The following is a 19,949-nucleotide window of genomic DNA, read 5'->3' as shown; positions in this document are numbered from 1 at the left end:
TAAAATTGACGATGGAATAAATGTTTCATAAACATAAATATCCGCCACATCAGATCAGATATGGCAGATACATTTAGAAATTAATTTTAAATATTTTGCTTGTCTACTTGACAAGGGGCAGATCATTTGCTTTGAAAGAAAGGATGATATTATGGCATTAAAGAAAAAAAGCATTTTGCTGATTATGGCATTTCTGATTGGATGCTTCGTATGTGCCTGTGGAAAAGAAGATAGTATTGTGGATGAATCTCTTGTGGAAGATACGGAAGATGTATCTTCCACGGAGGAGATAAAAAGTGCCGAGGAAGAGGCTGCAGAACAATGGGAAAAGGGCTACGACCTTCCGTTAGATGAACAGGAAAGGGAAGAAGCTGAGACTGACTGTAAAAAGCAGATGGAACTTTATCTTGACATTTATGAAACTGCAGATAAAGGGATAGCATCTAATGTTGCTTTGGATGATCAAACAGTTTTGGAAATGCAGAGGAAGCTAAAGGATGCAGGATGTCCGGTTACAACAATGGTAACATATTCTAACATGGAGAATTATGAAAGTGTTGACAGTTTTCTGAAAGAATGTATGGAAGGGAAAAGTGGTTCTGCAGTAATTTATGAAGTCCACAACGATGGTGGATTGGGCAGAATGAAATTCATTTTTGATGGAACAGATATGTATGTTGTAAGTGCAAAAGGAATCTGGAATGCTGATAATAAGCCGGGGATTTCATACATTTCCTATACAAGACTAAAAGAGTGGAAATATACAGATAAGGGATGGTTCTGCTACGAGTTGTGTGTGCCGGAGCCACCGGAGGTCAGTGAAATTGTGGATGGAAGCAGCGTGATTAGAATAAAACCTATGACAGAGGAACAGCGAGAGATGTCTGAGCGCCTCGTCTTGGGACTTGGATATCAGGGACAGAACCTTTTGTGTTCCAACTGGAATACGGAAAATATGAGTGAATTGGATTATAACGGAATGTTTGAATATCTGTATGGAATGAAATATGGAGAAAAGTTCAATTCCGAAGATTATCCAAATGGTATTCCAAAAGAAGAATTCGAAAGTCTGATTATGGAATATCTTCCGATAACAGCGGAGCAGATACGAGAGTACGCAGTATTTGACGAGGAAAACCACACATATGATTGGGCTCGATTAGGATGTGGAAATTATGCACCTACTTTCTTTGGAACTTCTTTGCCAGAGGTCACGGATATCAAAGAAAATGATGATGAGACAGTCACGTTAACGGTGGAGGCGGTTTGTGATATGGTTATTTGCGATGATGCAGTCATAACCCATGAACTTACGGTAAGGTTTGCAGAGGATGGCAGTTTTCAGTATTTGGGGAATAAAATCCTAAATGACGGAATTATGCAGATACCCGATTATCAATACCGAATTAAAGAATGATTTGATAATAGTTGTGTTTTGTGGTAATCTTACAGATGTAAGAAAAGGAAGGAGGACACATGAAGAAATTAAAACTAGTTGGAATATTGGCAGCAGTTGTATTAATAGGCGGTGTGATTTCAATTCCGCTTATAAATAACCACACTGCTTATAAAGTGGAAAAGAAATTATGTGAAACACCACTGCCAGAGAAAACGGAATTGATAGAGTCAATATCACGGGCAGGGAAGCTGACAGGTAACGGAAATGGAATGCAGTATTTCGGAGCAATTCTAATTCGAAGTGACTTGTCTTTGGAAGAATTGGATGCTTACTATTCAAGGTACAGAAGTAATGAGTGGGAATGTTTGGTGAAAATTCAGGAAGGGCAGTCCATTGAGGGGATTGATCACGGGACACTACAATTTGCGGAAGAAATAAAGGACAGGGGTTATTACATTGTATATTCTTGGGGAAGTGAAAATTCTCTATTGGATGAATTGGATATACGTGGACACTAAAAACGAGATGGAGACAAATTATGAAGAAAATTTCTAATATATGTGGTTTTATTGGAATTGCTATATATGCGGTGCTGATGATTCGCATTTCAAATCTATGTCAATACGGTGGGACGAAAGTGGACTTGATTCCAATATTGATTTTGGGTGTTGTTCTTATAGCAACAATCATTTTTGGAATTGTTAGCAGTAGAAAAGAAGAAAAAATTGAAAAAGGTAAACTGTTCTGGGGAAAATGTATTGTAGTTGTTGCCCTGACCATTTTGTTTGGAGGCAGGATTATTTATTCGGCAATCCCTTATAATGGTGCATTGTCATGGAAGATTGACGAATGGCGTAACCAAAAGAAAATTGAACTTACTCATACCAACTTCTTTGAGACAGGTGTAGAAGGAATCTTGGAAGACATTGAGACAGAGTTGGATTTACCGGATGAACTTTATGTTCAAAATAAGTTCCAGCTTTCCTTTGACAAAGATGGTGAAATTCAGAGTATTTATACTTATATGTATGGAAGATATGAAAATGGAGACGAAAATACATTCCTTATTGACTATGATGTGGATGCAGATTCAAAAATGACTGTGTGTATTAATGGAGTTGCGAGCAAATCTTACGATGATGACATGAGATTACAGCCGATGCTTGAAATTTTGAAAAACGCTGATTACAAAACAAGAGTAAATAACTGGGCTGTGGAAGGATATGCAGACGATTATGAAATTCTCTATTATGGCAAGCGGGAATTTAACACAATGGAAGGATTTGTATATCTTCAAGGTGATGTGGATGGTGACGGAGTGGACAACACAGACAATGCCATTTATTCGGAACTGAATGGTGGAGCTGTTTATGGATATGAAGTCTCGCTTCATATTCCAAGTGAATCTGAGGTGACTCCGGTACGTTATTTTATGGAACCGGAAGTGATTCCGTTAGAAACTATCATCGACAGGGAGGAAGAGCAGACTATTGATGATGCTAAAGAAACAGAATCCTGGTATGTAGATAATTCCAACGGTTCTGTATATTACTGGTTGTCTGAGAATAAAGAAATTGGATGGAGATTAGTAGTTACTGATGCGGCAGCAGGAAGCCGTTATTATGAATTGGAAAAGTCATCAGATGGTGGTGAAACATGGAATGTGATAAATGCCAATCCGTTTAACAACAAGATTGGCGTGGCACTGGGAATAGAATTTTACGATGAAAATCTTGGTGTGATTGGTATGACAGGCGCTTCACAGGATGCCTCAACTTTATATGTGACATCAGATGGCGGAGTTACTTTTACACAGATGGAATTTCCAATGGAAGAGGTTACGGAACTGCCGGATATTGCTGATGAACTAGGATACACAATCGCAGATTATGATTACGCAGAGATGCCACAAGTATCCGATGGACAATGGACTGTAATCATCAAGGCAGAATACAGCAGTTACGGAGGCTTGAGATTTACATCTAACGACAATGGAAAGACATGGATGTATGAGGGATTAAGTACAGGCGAAGGTGATTTACAATAAGAAATAAAAGATACGAATAGTGTTAAAACACAAAAAATCGGGTAAAAGATTGTACGACTGACTATGACCTTTACCCGATTTTATTATGTTTTATTTCCAGATATTCATGTCTGACAAGATAGACATGGTTATTTCAGTTGCGTTGCCTCCGGTAGCATCGCTGTCTGCACTAATGTTGGTGGCAAAAAAGTATGTATTATCTGCAGTTTCGATATAACCGATGAACCATCCGTTTACATCCTGTCCATTAACACGGCCAGTTCCGGTTTTTCCGTAGAATGTTCCGGCATCGGAAGCTGAAAGGCAGATGGCATCTTTTACTGCATTGATATTTTCAGGGGCGAAGCCGAAACTGTTATTCTGCAGCTTGGTTAAAAGTTCGACCTGTTCTATTGGAGAGATTTCCAAGGAGGATTCCATCCAATAAGAGGAGAAATCGCCACTCATGTTTTCGTTACCATATCCGATTTCTTGAACATAGCTGTAAACGTCAGAGGTTCCAAGCTGTTCGTCTACTGCTTGAAAATACCAATTCACAGAGGAGTTCATTGCAGACTGTAAGGTCTGATCTGCGTTCCATGCTTCAAATGGATAGGTTTCTCCATTCCATGCAATGAACGAATTTTCTGGTGTAATGACGCCTTCTTCCAATCCGAACAAAGCATCGTATATCTTGTAGGTGGAGTTTGGAGCAACCCGTAAGGTGGCATGCTCCATGTCATGTATACTCCATGCATCGTTTTCCAAATCGTATAAAACAAAGCTGCCTTCGTATTCTCTGAAGTATGTGGAGAGGTCTACATAGGAAATATTCTCAGAAGAGGAATCCCATTGGTAGTGGCTTCCATCTGCTGCGTATGTAGAAATAAAAGGTGCGAATCCAAGGAGAAGGACAGCAGTCAACATGAATGCAGTCATACCTTTTACTCTTTTTATAAATGTCGGCTTCTCATAAGATGCAATGTTGATAATTCTCCGTTTCATCTGCTTCATGTTTCCACCAAGACCGGCGGCAAACGGAAATGGAGTAAGTGAAATCTTTTCCGCAAAATTGATCAGTGTATTACCATAATCTGCATAATCATCCTCCTCAAGCATCTTTAAAACAGAGGTGTCACAGGCAACCTCTCTGTCATTACGCATTTCTTTCAGAGCATACCAGACAAGAGGATTGAACCAATATATTACTCCGGCAAAGTTCATTAGATAGTTGGCAATAGCATCTTTGTGCTTATAGTGCTGTAGCTCGTGTAACAGCATGTATCGCATGTCCGATTCGTTATAATCTGAGATGAGATGAATCGGCAGATAAATACAAGGTTTCAAAAGCCCCACAATAATCGGAGATTTCAAAAATGCAGTACTGTAAACATGGATATTTCTGTTAATTCCCATTTCTTTCATACATCGATGATATAGTTTTCGGACTTCCGGGTTCTGAAGGGGAAGTGCAGATTTTTTCAAGTTCTGTAAGCGGATAGAGGACTTGATTACCAATATAATCATTGCAAGGATGCCTACAAGCCATATTCCAAATAGTATGTATCCGATGCTGGATGGAGTCTCACTATTTACCGAAAGGGCAAAGTCATTCATCCAGTCTGCATTTCCGGCTGGATTGATCCCAACAGCTTCTCCTATGGCGGTTCTGGTGCCAGAAGTAGGAGAACTTTTCAGGCTACTGAGCCACGAGAGGATTTGCGGAAACCCAATTAAACGGAACGGTATAAAAGGAACTACCAACAATCCAAGTAGCAGGAACCATAGATTATACTGCATCCGGCTGGATAGGTTGACTTTGAATATCCGCTTGGCTATCAAAAGAATTCCGATGATACCGCTGATAAATACATTGCATATTAAAAAGCGTATCATAAAATCAGCCATGTTAATTACCTCCTTTTTTTGACCTCTTGGAAAGAAGAGAGCGGAGAGTGTCTATTTCCGTTTCGGACAGTCTGTCATTTTCTATATATGCAGACAGCATGGCAGTGATGTCTCCATCGTAGTATCGTTCTAGAAAAGAGTTACTTTCCTGACCGATGTATTCACTTTCTTTCACAACTGGAGTGTAAACAAACACCCGACTTTGTTTTTCATAAGTCAGAACGCCCTTGTTCACTAGACGTTTAATTAGAGTTTGTATTGTTTTTGGACTCCAGTTCGTAGTCTGTAATAATTTATCAGTTATTTCATTGGTGCTGATCGGCGCATGTTTCCATACGATTTTCATAACTTCAAATTCAGCTTCAGAAATCTGTGGTAAATCGCTCATTTCAAATCCCTCCTTAAATCTTACGGCTGTAATAAAAATATTATAGATGTTATTTGTGTAGTTGTCAATTTAAGAGAAAATAGATTGACTTGAAATCTTACTTATGTAATAATTCAAATATTACATAAGTAAGAATTTAAAAAAGGAGTGGAATCAGGATGATTGAAATTGTAAATAAAGTGCTTTGAAAATAAGAAAACCAATAGAGTCACAAGGAGTCTATTGGCATTCTTACAGAGTTGGATGGTCTTGCTTGTGCAGCAGATCAAGCAGATAACGAACCATAGGCAATAAATCCGCAGCCTCCTGTTCCGTGCAGTCATTCAGCAGGGTCAGGAGTTTTTGGAGATTTGGCTGTTGGTTTGCGTTGGCTGGGTAGAAAATCTTATCGGCGGGTATCTTCAGATATGTAATCAAAGGATACAGCTTATCATATTTGGGGTTACCACGTCCGGCTTCAATATTTAGTATGGTGCGGGTATCCATATTAAGAGTTTCAGCCAGCTTTTCTTGTGAAAGTCCGAGTTCGGTACGGGCTTCACGCACTGCAATGGCAAGAATTTGTTTTATGTCATGCATTATAATTCACCTCGATAGTAGTTTACAATACCTATTAAAACGAGTGAATTGCAATAGAATACAGTGTAGATATGGAGTGTAATACATGGATGTAAAGTATGTGAAAATACATAGAAAAAGAATAGTGAAAAGTTTTGAGATAGCAGCATATTACACACTAAGGTGTATCGCAAAGAAGTATAAAACTTCAACGCGATACACCTTTTTTGTGGGGAAATCAGAGCGTTGTAAAGTCTTTTTCCGGTTTGCGGTTTGTGGTCTGTTCCTGTCCCGGAGTCCGGTCAAGATACTGGTTCAGATTATCCAGTTTTCGGTTGAGAGCCTGTATGTCTTTTTCAGCAGATTTATAGGTTTTCTGCAAGGCTTCTTTCTTGGCATACAGAGCATTGTAATCATTACGAAACTTATCAATATCAAAATGTTTTAAGCTGATTCCAAAGCGTTTCAGCATATTTTCTGCACCGTCATGGAGCAGGAGTTCTGTTTCATGGTGGCGGAGATAAGCGTCAGGGTCTTTCGATTTCCGGTAACGGATGTGATAGATATGATTGCTCTGATATTGTTCAGCGTATTTCAATATCTGTCCTAAATCCTTTAGCTGACGTTCTGTTTCCACAAGACTGTTCCGTGCGGTTTTTGCAAGAACAGACTTACTTTCAATCTGTTTTTCAAGCTCGATGATAGAACCTGCTTTACTGTAACTGCTGGCAGCGATTTTGAGATTTTCAATCGCTGCCCAATGCTGCAGACCGGGGCTTTGCGTGAACTTTTCTTCCGAGGTGTCAATGAGCGTTCGGGAAGAATAATCCTTGATAAGAGGTTTTTTTCGGGCAGGGAATGGGACACGTTTTTGTGTCTGTGCTAAAGCCTTTGTTTCTACCCGTTCCTTAATCCGTTCTTTGGTGTATTCTGCACCCAAAGACTTTAAGCTGCCACGGACAAAATGCTCCCGGTCAAGGGGGCGGAAGGAAATGTACTTTAAGGCGTTTTCTCCAATGGTTTCGCCTTTGATTTCATAACCTTTTGCCCGTATCAGCTCCATGCACTGTTCATATGTATCAGCGTTTTGAATTGCTTCATCAATGTCCTGCTTGAGCTTGATTTTCCACGAGGTGCCATTTCTGCCGGATGTCCATTCTTTATAACTTTTACCACGCTGGTTTGTGGGAGAAATGACGGATAACTGATGCTTGGAACACAGCTCATCATTCAGGCGGCGAATGTGGTAGTAGGTCTGTTTACAGTCATGATATTTTTCGTGATTCACATTATCTGCGGCACAGAAAATGATGTGGTTGTGAACGTGACCTTTATCAATATGAGTGGAAACGATATAAGAAAATTTCCCCTCTAACAGCTTGTCGGCAAGCTCCACACCGATCTGATGTGCTTCCTTATAAGATACCTCTCCCGGAGCGAAAGCCTGTATCAGATGAAAGGCTTTGTTGGGGTCTGCCTGATTTGTTTTTGACAGAGCAAATTTGAAGTCAAAGGCAGCGGTTTCAGGACTGCATCCGAAGGAAGAAATGAGACTACTTTCATCTGTTTTTTGGGAATTACAGATATAGTTTACTGCCTTATGGACGGTTGCCTGGATAGCATGGATTTTTGTGATTGCCATACCTGTTTCATCAGCTCCTTTACTTCGTTTACATCGGCTTTATAGACATTGCCAGTAGCATTCATCCGCTTGGCAATCTGGTTCAGATTATTGCCGATACGGGCGAGCGTGGTGTTGTATTCCCGCAGGTGTTCGTAGTTTACATCGTAGACATAGCCATACAAAATCAGATGCCGAATAAATGCGGATTTGCTCTTCATGCCGGAGGCTTTCCATTTCTGATCTAAGATGTATTGCTCGTCATCGCTGAGATAGATTTTAAGTTCATTTTGTCTTTCTCGGTTTGCCATTGCAGTATCAGTCCTTTCCTTATTTGTATAAAAGATTTTCAAATATGCCGTAGCCGGCGGTTGTTTTTTGCTTTTAGGGGGACAGGGGGATATGCCCCATGCAAGCCAATTTCTGCAAGTTTTCACTTGGTAGAAATTTGCGGAAATGGTGCCTGTGAGGGAACACAGGCAGTGCTTGCTATTCTTCTGCAAATTACCCGTAGGGAATTTGCGTGTTGCGTGAGTATAGGCGAGCGGTTTGCAACACAGTAGGGCGTTACCGCCCTTGTTATGGATAGCGTTGATAATTCGACTTTGCAGTTGGGCAGAAGCAATAAAAAAACTGCCACGGTTCATAAGGGCATTGATTGCCCGTAAAAACTCCATAGCAGTTTGTGTGACTTTTTATGATTTTTGATTCTATCCATAATGATTTTATCAATGGGAAAGGGGAAAGTCAATGGCTGGAGAGAGATAAAAGATTTACAGAGAAATTTAGGGGAATAAGCAAAGATACTGCATATTCTGCATTTAAAATTAGAATTGGAAAACCAGAAGAGAGGGGGTGAAGCATGAATACCGTACATCGTAGAACGGAAATAATCAATATTCTTATTATCAGACGACATACAACAGCGAATGAATTGGCACAGGAATTTGGCGTTTCCATTCGCACGATACAGTATGATATTCAGGCTTTAACTCCGGTTTATCCGATTTATACAAAACAGGGAGAGAACGGAGGAATTTTTATAAGAGAGGATTACAAGCCTTATGCCAATTCGCTGACACCTATGGAAGTAGCTGCCTTGCATGAATTATATGATTGGACGGAGGGCATACATAAAAAAGTTTTATTTCAAGTCCTAAGAAAATATGGACCGGATAAATTACAACTTTGATCTTGTCATTCTGATAAAGCACATAATTTTTACAGAACCGTTCATAGCAGACGGAAGTGTGCTTATGTGCTTTTTAGGCTGACAATTTCAGCTTTGATTTTATCCAAAATGCAGACGATGTCTGCGATTGTACCTTGACAATTTCATAAACCAATGCGTACAGGACGTGTGGAATATGTGGAGCCGCTTTGAGGATACGCCATAAGACACCTGCTTTTGCCTTTGGCAGAGGTGGATACGAAGGAATATTGAAAGCAGATATTGAAGTTAAGGTGTGGAGCGAGAAATATCCGGCATAAATGTGTAGCAGTTACACGGAGGCGTTGATACATATTTTTGATAATGATACTTCCGGCTTAGTCCGGTCAGATAAGATGACGGTGCGATACCGATGTGGGTAGTGTAATGAGCTGCTACCTGTACGGATTTTTTAATATCTTCCAATAAAAGCATATTTGTTTGTTAAGTATGTTTTTATTGGCAGATATGCCATAACCATAGCAAGAGAAAAAGAACACACTTTGAAAAGGTAGGTGGAAGAATGCAGGCAAAAGTGAACACAAAAAATTTTATAAGGTATGACGAGGGTGCGGAGAGGTATTCTATGAGTAAACACAGCTTTATGAAATTGGCACAGGATGCTCGTGCTGTTTATAAAATTAACCGTATCACATTGGTAAACGTGAAGATTTTTGAGGAGTATTTGGAATCTTTTCGGGCGTAGACATGATAAGAAAGAGGAAAACGAATTATTGTATATCAAAAAGTATTTGACTTTTTGATATACAAGTAGTAAAATGAAGTCAGGTTATGAAAGGCAGGTGTTGACGGATGGCAAGAATGGGTAGACCTAAGTTAGAAAATCCGAGAAGTGAAGGTGTATTCATCCGTCTTACAAAAGATGAGCATACAGATATAACAGAGTATGCCAGCTCTCATGATCTGACCATAACACAGACGCTTGTTCAAGGATTTAGAAAGCTGCAAGAGCAGGATAATACCGAGAATGAGTAATGGCATTTGTGACCTCTTTCTTATATTGAGAGGAAGGTGGTACATAATGTCAATGTCGAGAAAAGATTCAAAAGGCAGAGTATTAAGGAAAGGCGAAAGTCAGAGGAAAAACGACGGAAGGTATATCTACCAGTACACCGATTCGACAGGTAAAAGGCGGGTCGTTTATTCAAATGACCTGTTGGAGTTAAGGGAAAAGGAAAAAGAACTTGTTCGCAATCAGTTGGACGGTCTTGAAAGCTATTGCAGTGGAAAGACAACTTTGAACTATGCATTTGACAGGTATATTTCAACGAAGTATGATTTGAAAGAACACACACGGGTAAATTATAAGTATATGTATAACCGTTTTGTCAGAGATACTTTTGGAAAAAGAATCATCAATGATATAAAGTATTCTGATGTGAAATTCTTTTATTGTTCGTTGATGAACATATTGGGGTTACAGGCGAATACATTGGATAATATTCATACGATTCTGCACCCAACCTTTCAGATGGCAGTTAGGGACAATGTGATACGCAATAATCCGGCAAGCGGTGTAATGGCAGAAATCAAAAAGGCGAATGGAAAGAATAAGGGCATAAGACACGCACTTACATTGGAACAGCAGAGAGCATTTTTGAACTATGTATCGAACAGTCCTGTGTATTGCCATTGGTTGCCACTGTTTACAGCACTTTTTGGAACGGGATGTCGCATAGGAGAAATGATAGGGCTGCGTTGGGAAGATTTGGATTATGAGAATAAAACCATTAGTATAAACCATGCGGCTATCTATCGAGTAATGGAGAATGGAAAGAGTGAATTTCATATTTCTTCGCCAAAGACAGAAGCCGGGATTCGTACTATTCCGATGATGCAGGCTGTAGAACAGGCATTTAAGGATGAATACGAAGCACAGAAAGAAACCGGTTTTAATGTGCAAGTGGTTGATGGTATGAGTGGGTTTATCTTTTGCAATAAAGACGGAATTATCCATAAACCCAGCGTAATCAACAGTGCAATCAAAAGAATTTACGAAGCCTACAATGCCGAAGAAATTATTAAGGCAAAACGGGAGAGCAGACGCCCGGTATTGATTCCTCATTTTTCGTGTCATCATATCCGACACACATTTTGCACCAGATTTTGTGAAAATGAAAGAAATCTGAAAGTGATTCAAAGTATTATGGGTCATGCAAATATTGAAACAACGATGGATATTTATGCGGAAGCAACAGATGTGAAGAAAAAGGAAGCAATTAAAGCTCTGGAAAATAATAGTGATATATTTTAGGAAGAAGTCCTTGCAAGGGGACGATTTCCAAGACAAACCTGACATCAAAAAAGTCAGAATACATCAAAATGACATTAGTTTGTTGGATTTTGGTGGACAAATATGGACTGGCGATATATAATGAAAATCGTGTAAAAAAGCGTTTATCAACTTATTTGGACTGTGGTGGATTAGCTTCGGTTATATTCCCGACAATGAAATCCTTAGACACAAAGAAGTCTGAGAAACCGGTCGTTAAGACATCCGAGAACGCAGCTCCGGAAGTCATCGACTTCTCCAAAGTTGTGATCGAGCCGATGTTCGCTGATTATGTTGATTTCGAGACATTCAGCAAGTGCGATTTCCGCGCTGTTAAGGTAAAAGCCTGCGAAGCAGTCAAGAAGAGCAAAAAGCTCCTTCAGTTCACACTCGATGACGGAACCGGCACAGACCGCACGATCTTAAGCGGTATCCATGCTTTCTACGAGCCGGAAGAGCTTATCGGAAAGACCCTGATCGCGATCACAAACCTTCCGCCGAGAGCCATGATGGGAATCGATTCCTGCGGTATGCTGCTTAGTGCAATCCATACTGAAGAGGGCGAGGAGAAGTTAAACCTTCTCATGGTTGATAACCATATCCCGGCTGGTGCGAAGCTGTACTAATTAAAAGAAATATTCGGATAACAAAAGAAGTGGGCAGTTCCTGTTGGGGCTGTCCACTTCGTTGTTTTATAATTCTTATTATTCTAAATCCATATTGGTCAGTTGCCTGATCTAATCACGCCTGTTATAAATAACAGCCGTCACCTGGACTCTGCGATTTTCATCAGCTGGTTTCCAATTTCTTTTCTTAATTTATTTTGTGATCTGGAACGACCGGTTGATCGGGGAGGCAAGGTAATTGCCGCCGAGAACGACTACGGTCATCGTGTAACGCCCCGGCTCAGTCGGCGGGGTTGTTGTGCTGGAGTATGCTCTCCATTTGCTTGTAAATCCGGAGTAGAGCACGCTGACGCTGGACTGGTCGTCAACTCTCTCCCCGCCGATCTCGAGATGTGCGCCAAAATCAGCACCCGCCGCTTCCGCTGCGGAGATCTTTTTGCCGATACTCTGGTTCCATACAAGTTTTGCCTTGTCAGCTTTCAGGACAAGAGCGCCGGCACCGACACCCGTATTGTAGTTCTTGTTGTCGGTGACTGCTGTCACGCTGTAAATTCCGGCGTGATTCGGGGCACCAATGCTGATCCGAAGATTATCAGCGATGGATGGAAGCTTATTGATCACCTTGATGACCTGTTCCAAAGCGCCGGTATCCACACCGATCTTCTCAAGCACATCGATCACTTCACTGGTATTTAAAAGCTTTCTAAGCTCACCAACTGTGATTCCGTTCTGCAGCATTTCTGTCAGGGTTGGCTGATTTAAGCTTTCCAGCGCCTTATCGACGATCTTGATGACGGTGCTGTTGGAGGTATACTGTTCCGGAAGCTCCAGATAAACGCCTGTAGTCACATTGCTGGTGATTCCGGCATAGATGATATACAGGTTGAAATGATCTTCAGGATCCGTGGAGACAAGCTCTCTGCCCTTCACAGCCTCGCTCACATATCTGCTGGCGCTGTTGACGCTGACCTTCACATTTGCTTTGTTGATGGTCACGCTGCCCTCAGCTTCTTCACTTGCGCGATACTCCGAATTTCCCTTGAAAGTTACTTTGATCTTCTGCACGCCTGCGCCGATCTGCGGGAAGCTTCCGAGAACCTTTCCGCCGAGCTCATAGTTTTTTCCTTCAAACGGAACATCGTCCCTGATTCCTTCTCCGTTCAGGAATTTGTCAGCAAAGCTGTCACCGAGCTCGCTGCTCAAACCGTCCAGAAGAGAAAGTCTCGCATTGTAGGAAAACGTGAAATCGTCAACAGACAGTGTGTCCCGCTCCGGAAGCTCGGAATTTTCCCAGTCGATCACATTGTCAAGAACCGCCTGTTTTACTGCTTCTACATCCTTATTGTATGTGAAGGAGGTTTCGCTCTTTAATACGACTTTACTGTTGATCCGGTTGTCCGTCACTGTTACTGATACCGTCACGCTGCCCGGCGCATAGTCCCTGCTTCCGCCCCAGGAAATACGGATCTTCCAGCTTCCCGGACCGAATTTCTTTGTTACAAGTGACTCATCATCGAGCGGTTTGAAATTTTCAATGAGCCCGGAAGGATCTGCATTGTACTTCACCGCGAACTCATCAAAATCCACTTCCGGATCTGTGGACTCCACTACAGCCTCGTAGATCGCTTTTGCTGTTGCAGCATAATCGATATTCTGATCATGATCAAAAACAAGCCCTGCCTCGTAAGGAGCCTCTTTCAGGTTGAACTTCATCTGCTCCCGTTCCGTCATGATCACGTCTGTCTCTTTTTCAAAACCGGAATACTCCTCATCGCCGTCCCATGAAATACGGATCCTCTGTTTTCCTGCCGGGATTGCCGGATAGGTCAGGAGATTCACCTTTTCCCCGTCCAGTGCGACCCAGTCCTTTCCAATATTTCCCACAGCGCCTGACTCAGCTGTAGCGTAGTACTGGATCGTCACATCGTCACAGGTAATAAACTCCGCATTGGAAGCTGAAAAAACTCTTGTGAAGATTTCTTTTTTCGTCTCTTCGGCATTAAAGATTCCGTCCTCGTCATATCTCAGCGGAATTTCCTGATTCCGGAGCAGTTCGAAATCCACGGTATGTTTTGCTGCTTTTCTGATTTTGCATTTTTTCTCTCCTGTGCGTACCCGATATTCACCATCCGCATTGTCTGACAGCGCCGGATGGATATAGGTGTGAGTCACGAAGTATTTTTTTGTTGTGCTTTCAAATCCGCCTACTGATCCCCATGCGGTATTTTTCAGCAGACCACCGTCTTCCTTTCCAACACACTCATACTCCCATTCCAGCGTATCTTCGCTGTCCGGGAGAAGCGTTTCTGTCAGGATCTGATTCACAGTCTCCGTCTCTGTTCCAGCCGGAATATATACCTCCACAGTTTCAGCGCCGAATGCTGTCAGGCAGAATGCCTGCAGCAGAACAAAAAGTGCCAGTAACGCAATCATGATTGGATGAAGCGTTTTCTTTTTCATATTCGTATCCTCATGTTTCTCTTTAATTGTTTCTCTTTCATTATTTTTCTTTACTTCTCTTTTTCATCACAAGACCTGCCGCCAGAAGGATCGCGCCTGCGGAGAGCAGGATTCCTACCGGCCACCATATCTGTCCTGTCTGGGGAAGCTTCTTTTCGTTCTCCACGTTTGTCTCCGTGGATGTCTCTGTTTCACTCTCTGCCGTGCTCTCCTCCACCCTGGTTTCCGGCTGTGTCTCCGCATCTGTGATCGTCACCGTCTCGTCAGCCACTGTTGTGATCGTCGGCTTTTTATCCGGGGTCGGATCCCAGTCATCATCATCACTGTCATCGTGATAACGGGTCGGAGAAGTCGGATTCGACGGATCCGTCGGATTTGTGGGTTCGGTCGGATTCGTCGGTTCCGTTGGTTTTGTCGGGTTTTCCGGTTCTTCAATATCACACTTGATATCTGCTTCCGCCGCGGCACCGCCCGCTTCCACGAGAACCGGTGCCGGAATGTAGGTCTTGCCGCCAACGGTCATCGGATCCCCCGTCACAAGGTAGAGAGCCTCTCCATCCGGAAGATTCCGAAAAACCACATGCTTTCCGCTTCCCGTTCCGGTCCGGTAAGGCTGGATCCCCTGCGCCTTTACAAAATTTGCCAGAGTGATCGCAGCCTCTCTGGAACCACCCCCAGAAACATCCGCACCGGATGCCTGAAATTTCTCATTCAGCACATAGACACCCGCCTGTTTTTCTGCAACCCGATAGAGATATACCGTCATTCCGGTCTGTTCTGTTTTTATGTTCAGACTGCCCCGCTGTGCCGCGTAAGACGGATTTTGAAATATCACCATCCATACCGCAAGCACGGCAAAAATAAAGCCCAGGATCTTATTCTTTTTCCGAATTCCTGTCATCTTGGATTCCTTCCTTCTACATCGATTTCTGTATCTGATCTACATGCTTCTTTTTCTCTTCCATGCTGCTGCCGCTGTGCCCATAAACAGGAGTCCCAGACCCGTGAACATTCCCCGTCCCATTCCGCCTGTGGACGGAACCTTCTTATCGAGGACATCACCTTCCACGGAGTCATGTTCTCCATCGTTGACCCAGGCTTCGTTAAACAGCTCGTCCCCCTGGATCGCGTCGTCTGTCACGACCGCTTCATAGGTCACTGTAATCGGATTTTCATCCGTCAGATCTTCATAATCGATGATTCCGGTATTAAAGAGGTTTACAAGATCAACCGCAACCCGGAATGCGTTGGAACCACTGGCTGTTACCGTGTAATACCCGGAAGGAACTTCTTTTCCAGCCCTGCCCGCGGTCACACGGAGCGTACCGTCAATAAATTTCAGATACCGGTTCATCTCATCGTGGAAGACCATGGTCTCCACAACCGAATCCGGGATTGCATATTTTTCATCTGCAGAAAGGGACTGTGCAGAAATCTCATTGTCGTAGTTGTCCCCGCTTACGCTTCTCGCTCTTCTTGCACCGGATGCACTGTACACGCGGACTGTCTCCGCACCGGACGCACTGTGTACGCGGACTGTTCCCGCGCCGGACGCACTGTGTACGCGGATTTTGCGAATCTCCCTTGCAGAGTTTGCCGGTGAGGCGTTGGATGCCGTTACAACATAGCGTGCAAGCAGCTTAGGAAGACTGGAGGTCAGTGTAAACTCGATCCTCTTTCCCTGACTTACGGTTCCGATTTCATCCTCGCCGTCTGCCTTTTTATCGATCAGATAACTTGTCGTCTCGTAGATATCCGCACCATGAGCCGCCTTGATCTGGAATCCCTTCTCATATTCGCCGGAAGCTACCGAAACGATATGACGATTTTCCGGAAGATTATCGTCTGCGTTCCATCTTGAGCCCTCTGTATCGTCATACCAGCCGTCGATGCGGTGATTACAGTCATCGAGATTCCAACCGGTTCCGACTGCACAGAAGGTCAGCTTCCGCCCTGCGGTGTTGTAAATATCGTCAGCACCTTTGGCTGCGTGGTTGTTGTAGAGGATCACGCCGTCCGAAAGCTCTGCGGTTCCGTTTTCCCCGTTATAGAGGCCGCCGCCGTAGGTGGCTGCGTGGTTGTTACAGATGCGGACGCCGGGGCCGATCTTCAAGGTTCCCTCATTGAAGATTCCTGCTCCGGTTGAACCCGTTTGATTTTCACAAACGCTGCCTGCATTTAAAGTCAGCTCTCCCACGTTACGGATTCCGCGATCATGATTCCCTTCAACCTTAAGCGTTGCTCCATTCTCAACAAACAGCTTATACGTATTTAAAATCCCGTTTGATCTATTTTCACAGGCCGATACAATTGCCCCTGCTTTGACTTCAACATCGCCGTACCAATAATCGCTGCCGCTATATACCTGAAGGCCTCTTTTCCCATTTCCGTCGAGACTGATCTCAGCTCCTCCCTCAATGGTTCCTTTTCCTCCGACATTCAGCCCATTTCCGGTATTCTTACAGGAAGTCAGTTTTGAAGTGCTGTCTACAAACAGCTCTTTAACAAAAGTTCCCCAGGCGCTACCAATATTCTGATTCGTTGTCACATCAGAATGATCCGTTACGCTCAGTTTTCCGTAATAGCAGCCAATTCCACCACCGTAGTTCGGATTTCCACAGCCCGTAATATCGATATGTGAATATTTTTCTACCGTCACGTCGACCGGATTGACCGTCATTCCGTGCCAGTCACAATCAGTGATATTGAGTCTGGAATGATCTGAAATTTTAATACTCCGGTTTGGCATATCCTCATACTCTGAATTGTCTGCGAAAATACCACTTGCCCGGAATCCTTTATAGCCGGATATCGTCATGACTGTACCATTTACAAGGTATAAATTACTTTTCTGATACAAATACATTCCGCTTCCACTGCCGCCATTCGCACTATTCTGTGTCCATGTCACATGATCCAAGGTGAGATCTGTATTCGAGATCAGATTCGCAGTGCCGCCACCTCCACCCGGATTATCATTCGCGGTAATATCCAATACGCAGTTTTTAAATGTCAGCCGACTGGTATTCCAACTTTTAGCTGCAGCATCATAAGTTCCTTCTGTGTGGATTCCCTTTCCTTCCATCTTGATCGTCTTCGGATCCGACGTGCCGCATTGGATCGTCACATCTTTTCCTGCACCGATCACAAGTCCGTCTGTAAGACTTACATTTTCCTCAAGATCGATCACTACCGGCGACTCTCCCGCGGAATTGATCGCATCCTGAAGATTGTTGAACTCCTGTGTTCCTACCTTCGCCACAGCCGCCAACGAAGAAAATGCCATGGCAGCCGTCATCGCAGCGGCGGCTGCGGTGACGGTCATGAAACTTTTCCATGATTTTTTCATGTCTCTACCTCGTTCTCATAACTAGCAACAATCCGAAAAGTCTGAATTACTGTTCTTTTTTCTTTTTCTTACCTGTCACGATCACAGCACCTGCTGCAGCTCCCATCAGGGCGATTCCTGCTGCTGTGAAGGCTTTTGTTCCAATTCCACCGGTGGACGGAACATCCGGATCGATAACCGGGCCGTCAACGATATCCTCTTCGCTGTCGTTGACCCATGCACGGTTCTCCACCTTGTCTCCATCAATGGCTTTGTCAGAGACAGCTGCGTCATAGGAAACAATAATCGGCTCTGCATTCTTTAACTCATCATATGTAATATATCCGTCATTGAATGCTGCGATCAGAGCGATACTTACCCGGAATGTCTCATCGCCTTTTCCAGTTTCCACCTTGTAATAGTCTTCTGGAAGTACACTTCCATCATTTCCGACTGTAACTTTCAGGGTTTCTCTATCAAATTCCAGATTTTTGCTCATCTTGTCATGGAAGATCATACGCTCGGAGAACTTCTCCGGAATATACAATCTCTCTGCATCAGAATCGGAACGTACTACAAATCCGGCCAGTCTTGCCGGAAGATGGGATTCCAGAGTAAAGCTTATATTATCGCCCGGTTTTACGCCCTTGATCTCATCCTCACCGTCTGCCTTTTTATCGATATCCGGTCTGCTCTCCTTATCGTCCGCATCAAGTCCATGCGCAGCTTTAATCTGCAGCATACCGGTCTTACTTCCGCTGTTTACAAGAACAATATGGTGCTCACTTTCACCGCCATCGGCATTCCAGCGGCTTCCTTCTGCATCATCATACCAGCCGTCGATCACGTGATTACAATCGTCCAGGATCCACTCTTTGTTGGTGTCTCCGAATTTCAGTGTCGCGTTTTCTCCGTTGTAGATATCGTCGGCACCTTTTCCGGCATGGTTATTGTAAAGAATAACCGATGAGCCGAGACGCATGGTACCGATATTGTAGATACCTCCGCCGTATTCGGCACCAATCTTCTTCTCATTCTGTATTCCCGTTCCGTTGTTGATAATCGTTGCGGAACCGATCGTCAGATCGCAGGCTGCCTGTTTTGTATAGATTCCGGAACCGGCATTGTTCATGATCGTCACATCTGCGCCCTTCTCGATCGTGCTTTTATATGTTCCATTTCCCTGAAATACGATTCCGCCACTGTTGGCTGCGGATAAAGGTTTCACCCCGTTTCCTTCCACATCCAGCTTGCATGTCTTATCCACATTCAGCACTCTGGTCCAGATACCGCTGTACCCGTTGTTTGTTGCTGTTAAGGAGGATTGATTGCTCATATCGATCCGCCATGCGGAAATTCCCCAGGTACCGCTTCCATCAAACAAAACTTCCGATCCATTTTTTATCGTATAGTATGTACCGTTTGATCCGTTTCCATGGCTGTTTAACACCTGAACTTTACTGTTATCGATCGTGGCATAAAATGTTCCCGTAAAACCTGAGCGGTTATTATCCGAGATGTAGGTCGAATTTTCGAGGTTCACATTATAGCCTCCGTCACCGCCATCCCACTCCAGGGCATCCTGCGGATAATTTCGGATCTCCAGCGTGGAATTCTTCAGATTCAGCTTATTATTCGAGCAGAAATAGATCGCATGAGTGTTTGCAGCGACACCTTCGCCATCCATTACCATCTCTGCATTCTCCAGATGCAGCTCTGCATTCTTCGATGCGCAGACCGTCTGCCAATTCCACTCTGCCGTATATGGTGTCGATCCGATTCTTTTCAGTTCCACAGCGCAGTTCTTAAAAGTCAGCTTTTTGCCCCAAAGTGCAATTCCTTTGTCTTTAAATATAAGATTCTTCTTATCCGTACCACCATCTACCGTCAAGTTCTTGCTCAGATTAAGCCCACTCGTCGTCTCATCCGTATCAAGAACAATCACCGATCCATCTGCTGCCGCAGCCACTGCCTCATCAAACGTAGGATAGGTAGTCCCGTCAATATGTACCTGCGCAAATGCCGAAACCGACATTCCCGCCGTCATCGCAGTCGCCGCCAGACAGACCATGAAAACCTTGTTCATTTTCTTTTTCATTTTCGACCCCTCCATGTCAATTTATGTCGAAAAA

18 protein-coding genes are annotated in these 19,949 nt (G+C 43.4%); 9 read left to right on the top strand and 9 right to left on the bottom strand.

Annotated elements, in window-relative coordinates; translation table 11 throughout:
• The first annotated feature begins 151 nt into the window (after positions 1 to 151).
• The 3 genes from FN001_RS15310 to FN001_RS15300 are packed head-to-tail and all read left to right on the top strand — an operon-like array spanning position 152 to position 3,446.
• A complete protein-coding gene (locus FN001_RS15310; RefSeq protein ID WP_014081121.1) occupies positions 152 to 1,417 on the top strand; it encodes a DUF6070 family protein in 1,266 nt (421 codons plus the stop codon).
• A gap of 59 nt (positions 1,418 to 1,476) precedes the next feature.
• Positions 1,477 to 1,917, top strand: a complete 441-nt coding sequence (locus FN001_RS15305; RefSeq protein ID WP_014081120.1) for a hypothetical protein — start codon at positions 1,477 to 1,479, stop codon at positions 1,915 to 1,917.
• Between the two features lie 20 nt (positions 1,918 to 1,937).
• Positions 1,938 to 3,446, top strand: a complete 1,509-nt coding sequence (locus FN001_RS15300) for a WD40/YVTN/BNR-like repeat-containing protein (protein WP_014081119.1) — start codon at positions 1,938 to 1,940, stop codon at positions 3,444 to 3,446.
• A 90-nt stretch (positions 3,447 to 3,536) separates the two neighbouring features.
• On the opposite strand, the gene FN001_RS15295 is transcribed toward FN001_RS15300, so the two are convergent.
• The 5 genes from FN001_RS15295 to FN001_RS18790 all read right to left on the bottom strand — a co-directional run bounded on the left by FN001_RS15295 (position 3,537) and on the right by FN001_RS18790 (position 8,547).
• On the bottom strand, positions 3,537 to 5,333 hold the full coding sequence (locus FN001_RS15295; RefSeq protein WP_014081118.1) for a BlaR1 family beta-lactam sensor/signal transducer: 1,797 nt from the start codon (positions 5,331 to 5,333) through the stop codon (positions 3,537 to 3,539).
• A gap of 1 nt (position 5,334) precedes the next feature.
• Positions 5,335 to 5,721, bottom strand: a complete 387-nt coding sequence (locus FN001_RS15290) for a BlaI/MecI/CopY family transcriptional regulator (protein WP_014081117.1) — start codon at positions 5,719 to 5,721, stop codon at positions 5,335 to 5,337.
• A gap of 231 nt (positions 5,722 to 5,952) precedes the next feature.
• The gene (locus tag FN001_RS15285) at positions 5,953 to 6,300 is read right to left on the bottom strand and encodes a helix-turn-helix domain-containing protein (protein ID WP_014081116.1); all 348 of its coding nucleotides are present in this window, start codon (positions 6,298 to 6,300) and stop codon (positions 5,953 to 5,955) included.
• A 217-nt stretch (positions 6,301 to 6,517) separates the two neighbouring features.
• Entirely contained in the window at positions 6,518 to 7,921 is a 1,404-nt protein-coding gene (locus tag FN001_RS15280) for a relaxase/mobilization nuclease domain-containing protein (RefSeq protein WP_014081115.1), read from the bottom strand.
• Positions 7,870 to 8,547, bottom strand: a complete 678-nt coding sequence (locus tag FN001_RS18790) for a MobC family plasmid mobilization relaxosome protein (protein ID WP_330582779.1) — start codon at positions 8,545 to 8,547, stop codon at positions 7,870 to 7,872. Before FN001_RS18790 ends, FN001_RS15280 begins: the two co-directional genes overlap by 52 nt.
• Positions 8,548 to 8,597: 50 nt before the next feature.
• On the opposite strand from FN001_RS18790, the gene FN001_RS18225 reads away from it, so the two are divergent.
• The 6 genes from FN001_RS18225 (at position 8,598) to FN001_RS15250 (ending at position 12,029) form a co-directional block, all read left to right on the top strand.
• The gene (locus FN001_RS18225) at positions 8,598 to 8,759 is read left to right on the top strand and encodes a hypothetical protein (RefSeq protein WP_014081113.1); all 162 of its coding nucleotides are present in this window, start codon (positions 8,598 to 8,600) and stop codon (positions 8,757 to 8,759) included.
• 3 nt (positions 8,760 to 8,762) lie between these two features.
• Positions 8,763 to 9,092: a helix-turn-helix transcriptional regulator gene (locus tag FN001_RS15270; protein ID WP_002596376.1), complete on the top strand. Its 330-nt coding sequence runs from the start codon at positions 8,763 to 8,765 to the stop codon at positions 9,090 to 9,092.
• Between the two features lie 541 nt (positions 9,093 to 9,633).
• Positions 9,634 to 9,816 carry a DUF6462 family protein gene (locus FN001_RS15265; RefSeq protein ID WP_002596377.1) on the top strand — a complete coding sequence of 61 codons (183 nt, stop codon included), beginning with the start codon at positions 9,634 to 9,636 and terminating at the stop codon, positions 9,814 to 9,816.
• Between the two features lie 107 nt (positions 9,817 to 9,923).
• Positions 9,924 to 10,106, top strand: coding sequence for a hypothetical protein (locus tag FN001_RS15260; protein ID WP_002596378.1), 183 nt, complete (start codon positions 9,924 to 9,926; stop codon positions 10,104 to 10,106).
• Between the two features lie 46 nt (positions 10,107 to 10,152).
• Positions 10,153 to 11,385, top strand: a complete 1,233-nt coding sequence (locus FN001_RS15255; protein ID WP_002596379.1) for a site-specific integrase — start codon at positions 10,153 to 10,155, stop codon at positions 11,383 to 11,385.
• A gap of 194 nt (positions 11,386 to 11,579) precedes the next feature.
• Positions 11,580 to 12,029, top strand: coding sequence for a methionine--tRNA ligase (locus tag FN001_RS15250; RefSeq protein ID WP_142412408.1), 450 nt, complete (start codon positions 11,580 to 11,582; stop codon positions 12,027 to 12,029).
• Positions 12,030 to 12,221: 192 nt separating this feature from the next.
• On the opposite strand, the gene FN001_RS15245 is transcribed toward FN001_RS15250, so the two are convergent.
• From FN001_RS15245 to FN001_RS15230, 4 genes are read right to left on the bottom strand one after another with little or no spacing between them, the layout of a single operon-like run.
• Positions 12,222 to 14,489, bottom strand: a complete 2,268-nt coding sequence (locus FN001_RS15245; RefSeq protein WP_243122049.1) for a hypothetical protein — start codon at positions 14,487 to 14,489, stop codon at positions 12,222 to 12,224.
• A 40-nt stretch (positions 14,490 to 14,529) separates the two neighbouring features.
• Positions 14,530 to 15,390: an LPXTG cell wall anchor domain-containing protein gene (locus FN001_RS15240; RefSeq protein WP_142412407.1), complete on the bottom strand. Its 861-nt coding sequence runs from the start codon at positions 15,388 to 15,390 to the stop codon at positions 14,530 to 14,532.
• A gap of 39 nt (positions 15,391 to 15,429) precedes the next feature.
• On the bottom strand, positions 15,430 to 17,838 hold the full coding sequence (locus FN001_RS15235) for a hypothetical protein (protein ID WP_142412406.1): 2,409 nt from the start codon (positions 17,836 to 17,838) through the stop codon (positions 15,430 to 15,432).
• A 46-nt stretch (positions 17,839 to 17,884) separates the two neighbouring features.
• Positions 17,885 to 19,915, bottom strand: a complete 2,031-nt coding sequence (locus FN001_RS15230; RefSeq protein WP_185911963.1) for an isopeptide-forming domain-containing fimbrial protein — start codon at positions 19,913 to 19,915, stop codon at positions 17,885 to 17,887.
• Between the last annotated feature and the right edge of the window lie 34 nt (positions 19,916 to 19,949).

Origin of the sequence: Clostridium sp. Marseille-P7770 (genome assembly GCF_902143525.1) — a bacterium.
Taxonomy (GTDB): Bacteria; Bacillota; Clostridia; order Lachnospirales; family Lachnospiraceae; genus Pilosibacter.
This window is presented reverse-complemented; position numbering and strand designations above follow the sequence as displayed.

What these genes read in the sequence shown, in the direction of transcription:
- FN001_RS15310 (WP_014081121.1), top strand. Translation starts at nt 152, where the DNA reads ATGGCATTAAAGAAAAAAAGCATTTTGCTGATTATGGCATTTCTGATT.
- FN001_RS15305 (WP_014081120.1), top strand. Translation starts at nt 1,477, where the DNA reads ATGAAGAAATTAAAACTAGTTGGAATATTGGCAGCAGTTGTATTAATA.
- FN001_RS15300 (WP_014081119.1), top strand. Translation starts at nt 1,938, where the DNA reads ATGAAGAAAATTTCTAATATATGTGGTTTTATTGGAATTGCTATATAT.
- FN001_RS15295 (WP_014081118.1), bottom strand. Translation starts at nt 5,333, where the DNA reads ATGGCTGATTTTATGATACGCTTTTTAATATGCAATGTATTTATCAGC.
- FN001_RS15290 (WP_014081117.1), bottom strand. Translation starts at nt 5,721, where the DNA reads ATGAGCGATTTACCACAGATTTCTGAAGCTGAATTTGAAGTTATGAAA.
- FN001_RS15285 (WP_014081116.1), bottom strand. Translation starts at nt 6,300, where the DNA reads ATGCATGACATAAAACAAATTCTTGCCATTGCAGTGCGTGAAGCCCGT.
- FN001_RS15280 (WP_014081115.1), bottom strand. Translation starts at nt 7,921, where the DNA reads ATGGCAATCACAAAAATCCATGCTATCCAGGCAACCGTCCATAAGGCA.
- FN001_RS18790 (WP_330582779.1), bottom strand. Translation starts at nt 8,547, where the DNA reads ATGAACCGTGGCAGTTTTTTTATTGCTTCTGCCCAACTGCAAAGTCGA.
- FN001_RS18225 (WP_014081113.1), top strand. Translation starts at nt 8,598, where the DNA reads ATGATTTTTGATTCTATCCATAATGATTTTATCAATGGGAAAGGGGAA.
- FN001_RS15270 (WP_002596376.1), top strand. Translation starts at nt 8,763, where the DNA reads ATGAATACCGTACATCGTAGAACGGAAATAATCAATATTCTTATTATC.
- FN001_RS15265 (WP_002596377.1), top strand. Translation starts at nt 9,634, where the DNA reads ATGCAGGCAAAAGTGAACACAAAAAATTTTATAAGGTATGACGAGGGT.
- FN001_RS15260 (WP_002596378.1), top strand. Translation starts at nt 9,924, where the DNA reads ATGGCAAGAATGGGTAGACCTAAGTTAGAAAATCCGAGAAGTGAAGGT.
- FN001_RS15255 (WP_002596379.1), top strand. Translation starts at nt 10,153, where the DNA reads ATGTCAATGTCGAGAAAAGATTCAAAAGGCAGAGTATTAAGGAAAGGC.
- FN001_RS15250 (WP_142412408.1), top strand. Translation starts at nt 11,580, where the DNA reads ATGAAATCCTTAGACACAAAGAAGTCTGAGAAACCGGTCGTTAAGACA.
- FN001_RS15245 (WP_243122049.1), bottom strand. Translation starts at nt 14,489, where the DNA reads ATGAAAAAGAAAACGCTTCATCCAATCATGATTGCGTTACTGGCACTT.
- FN001_RS15240 (WP_142412407.1), bottom strand. Translation starts at nt 15,390, where the DNA reads ATGACAGGAATTCGGAAAAAGAATAAGATCCTGGGCTTTATTTTTGCC.
- FN001_RS15235 (WP_142412406.1), bottom strand. Translation starts at nt 17,838, where the DNA reads ATGAAAAAATCATGGAAAAGTTTCATGACCGTCACCGCAGCCGCCGCT.
- FN001_RS15230 (WP_185911963.1), bottom strand. Translation starts at nt 19,915, where the DNA reads ATGAAAAAGAAAATGAACAAGGTTTTCATGGTCTGTCTGGCGGCGACT.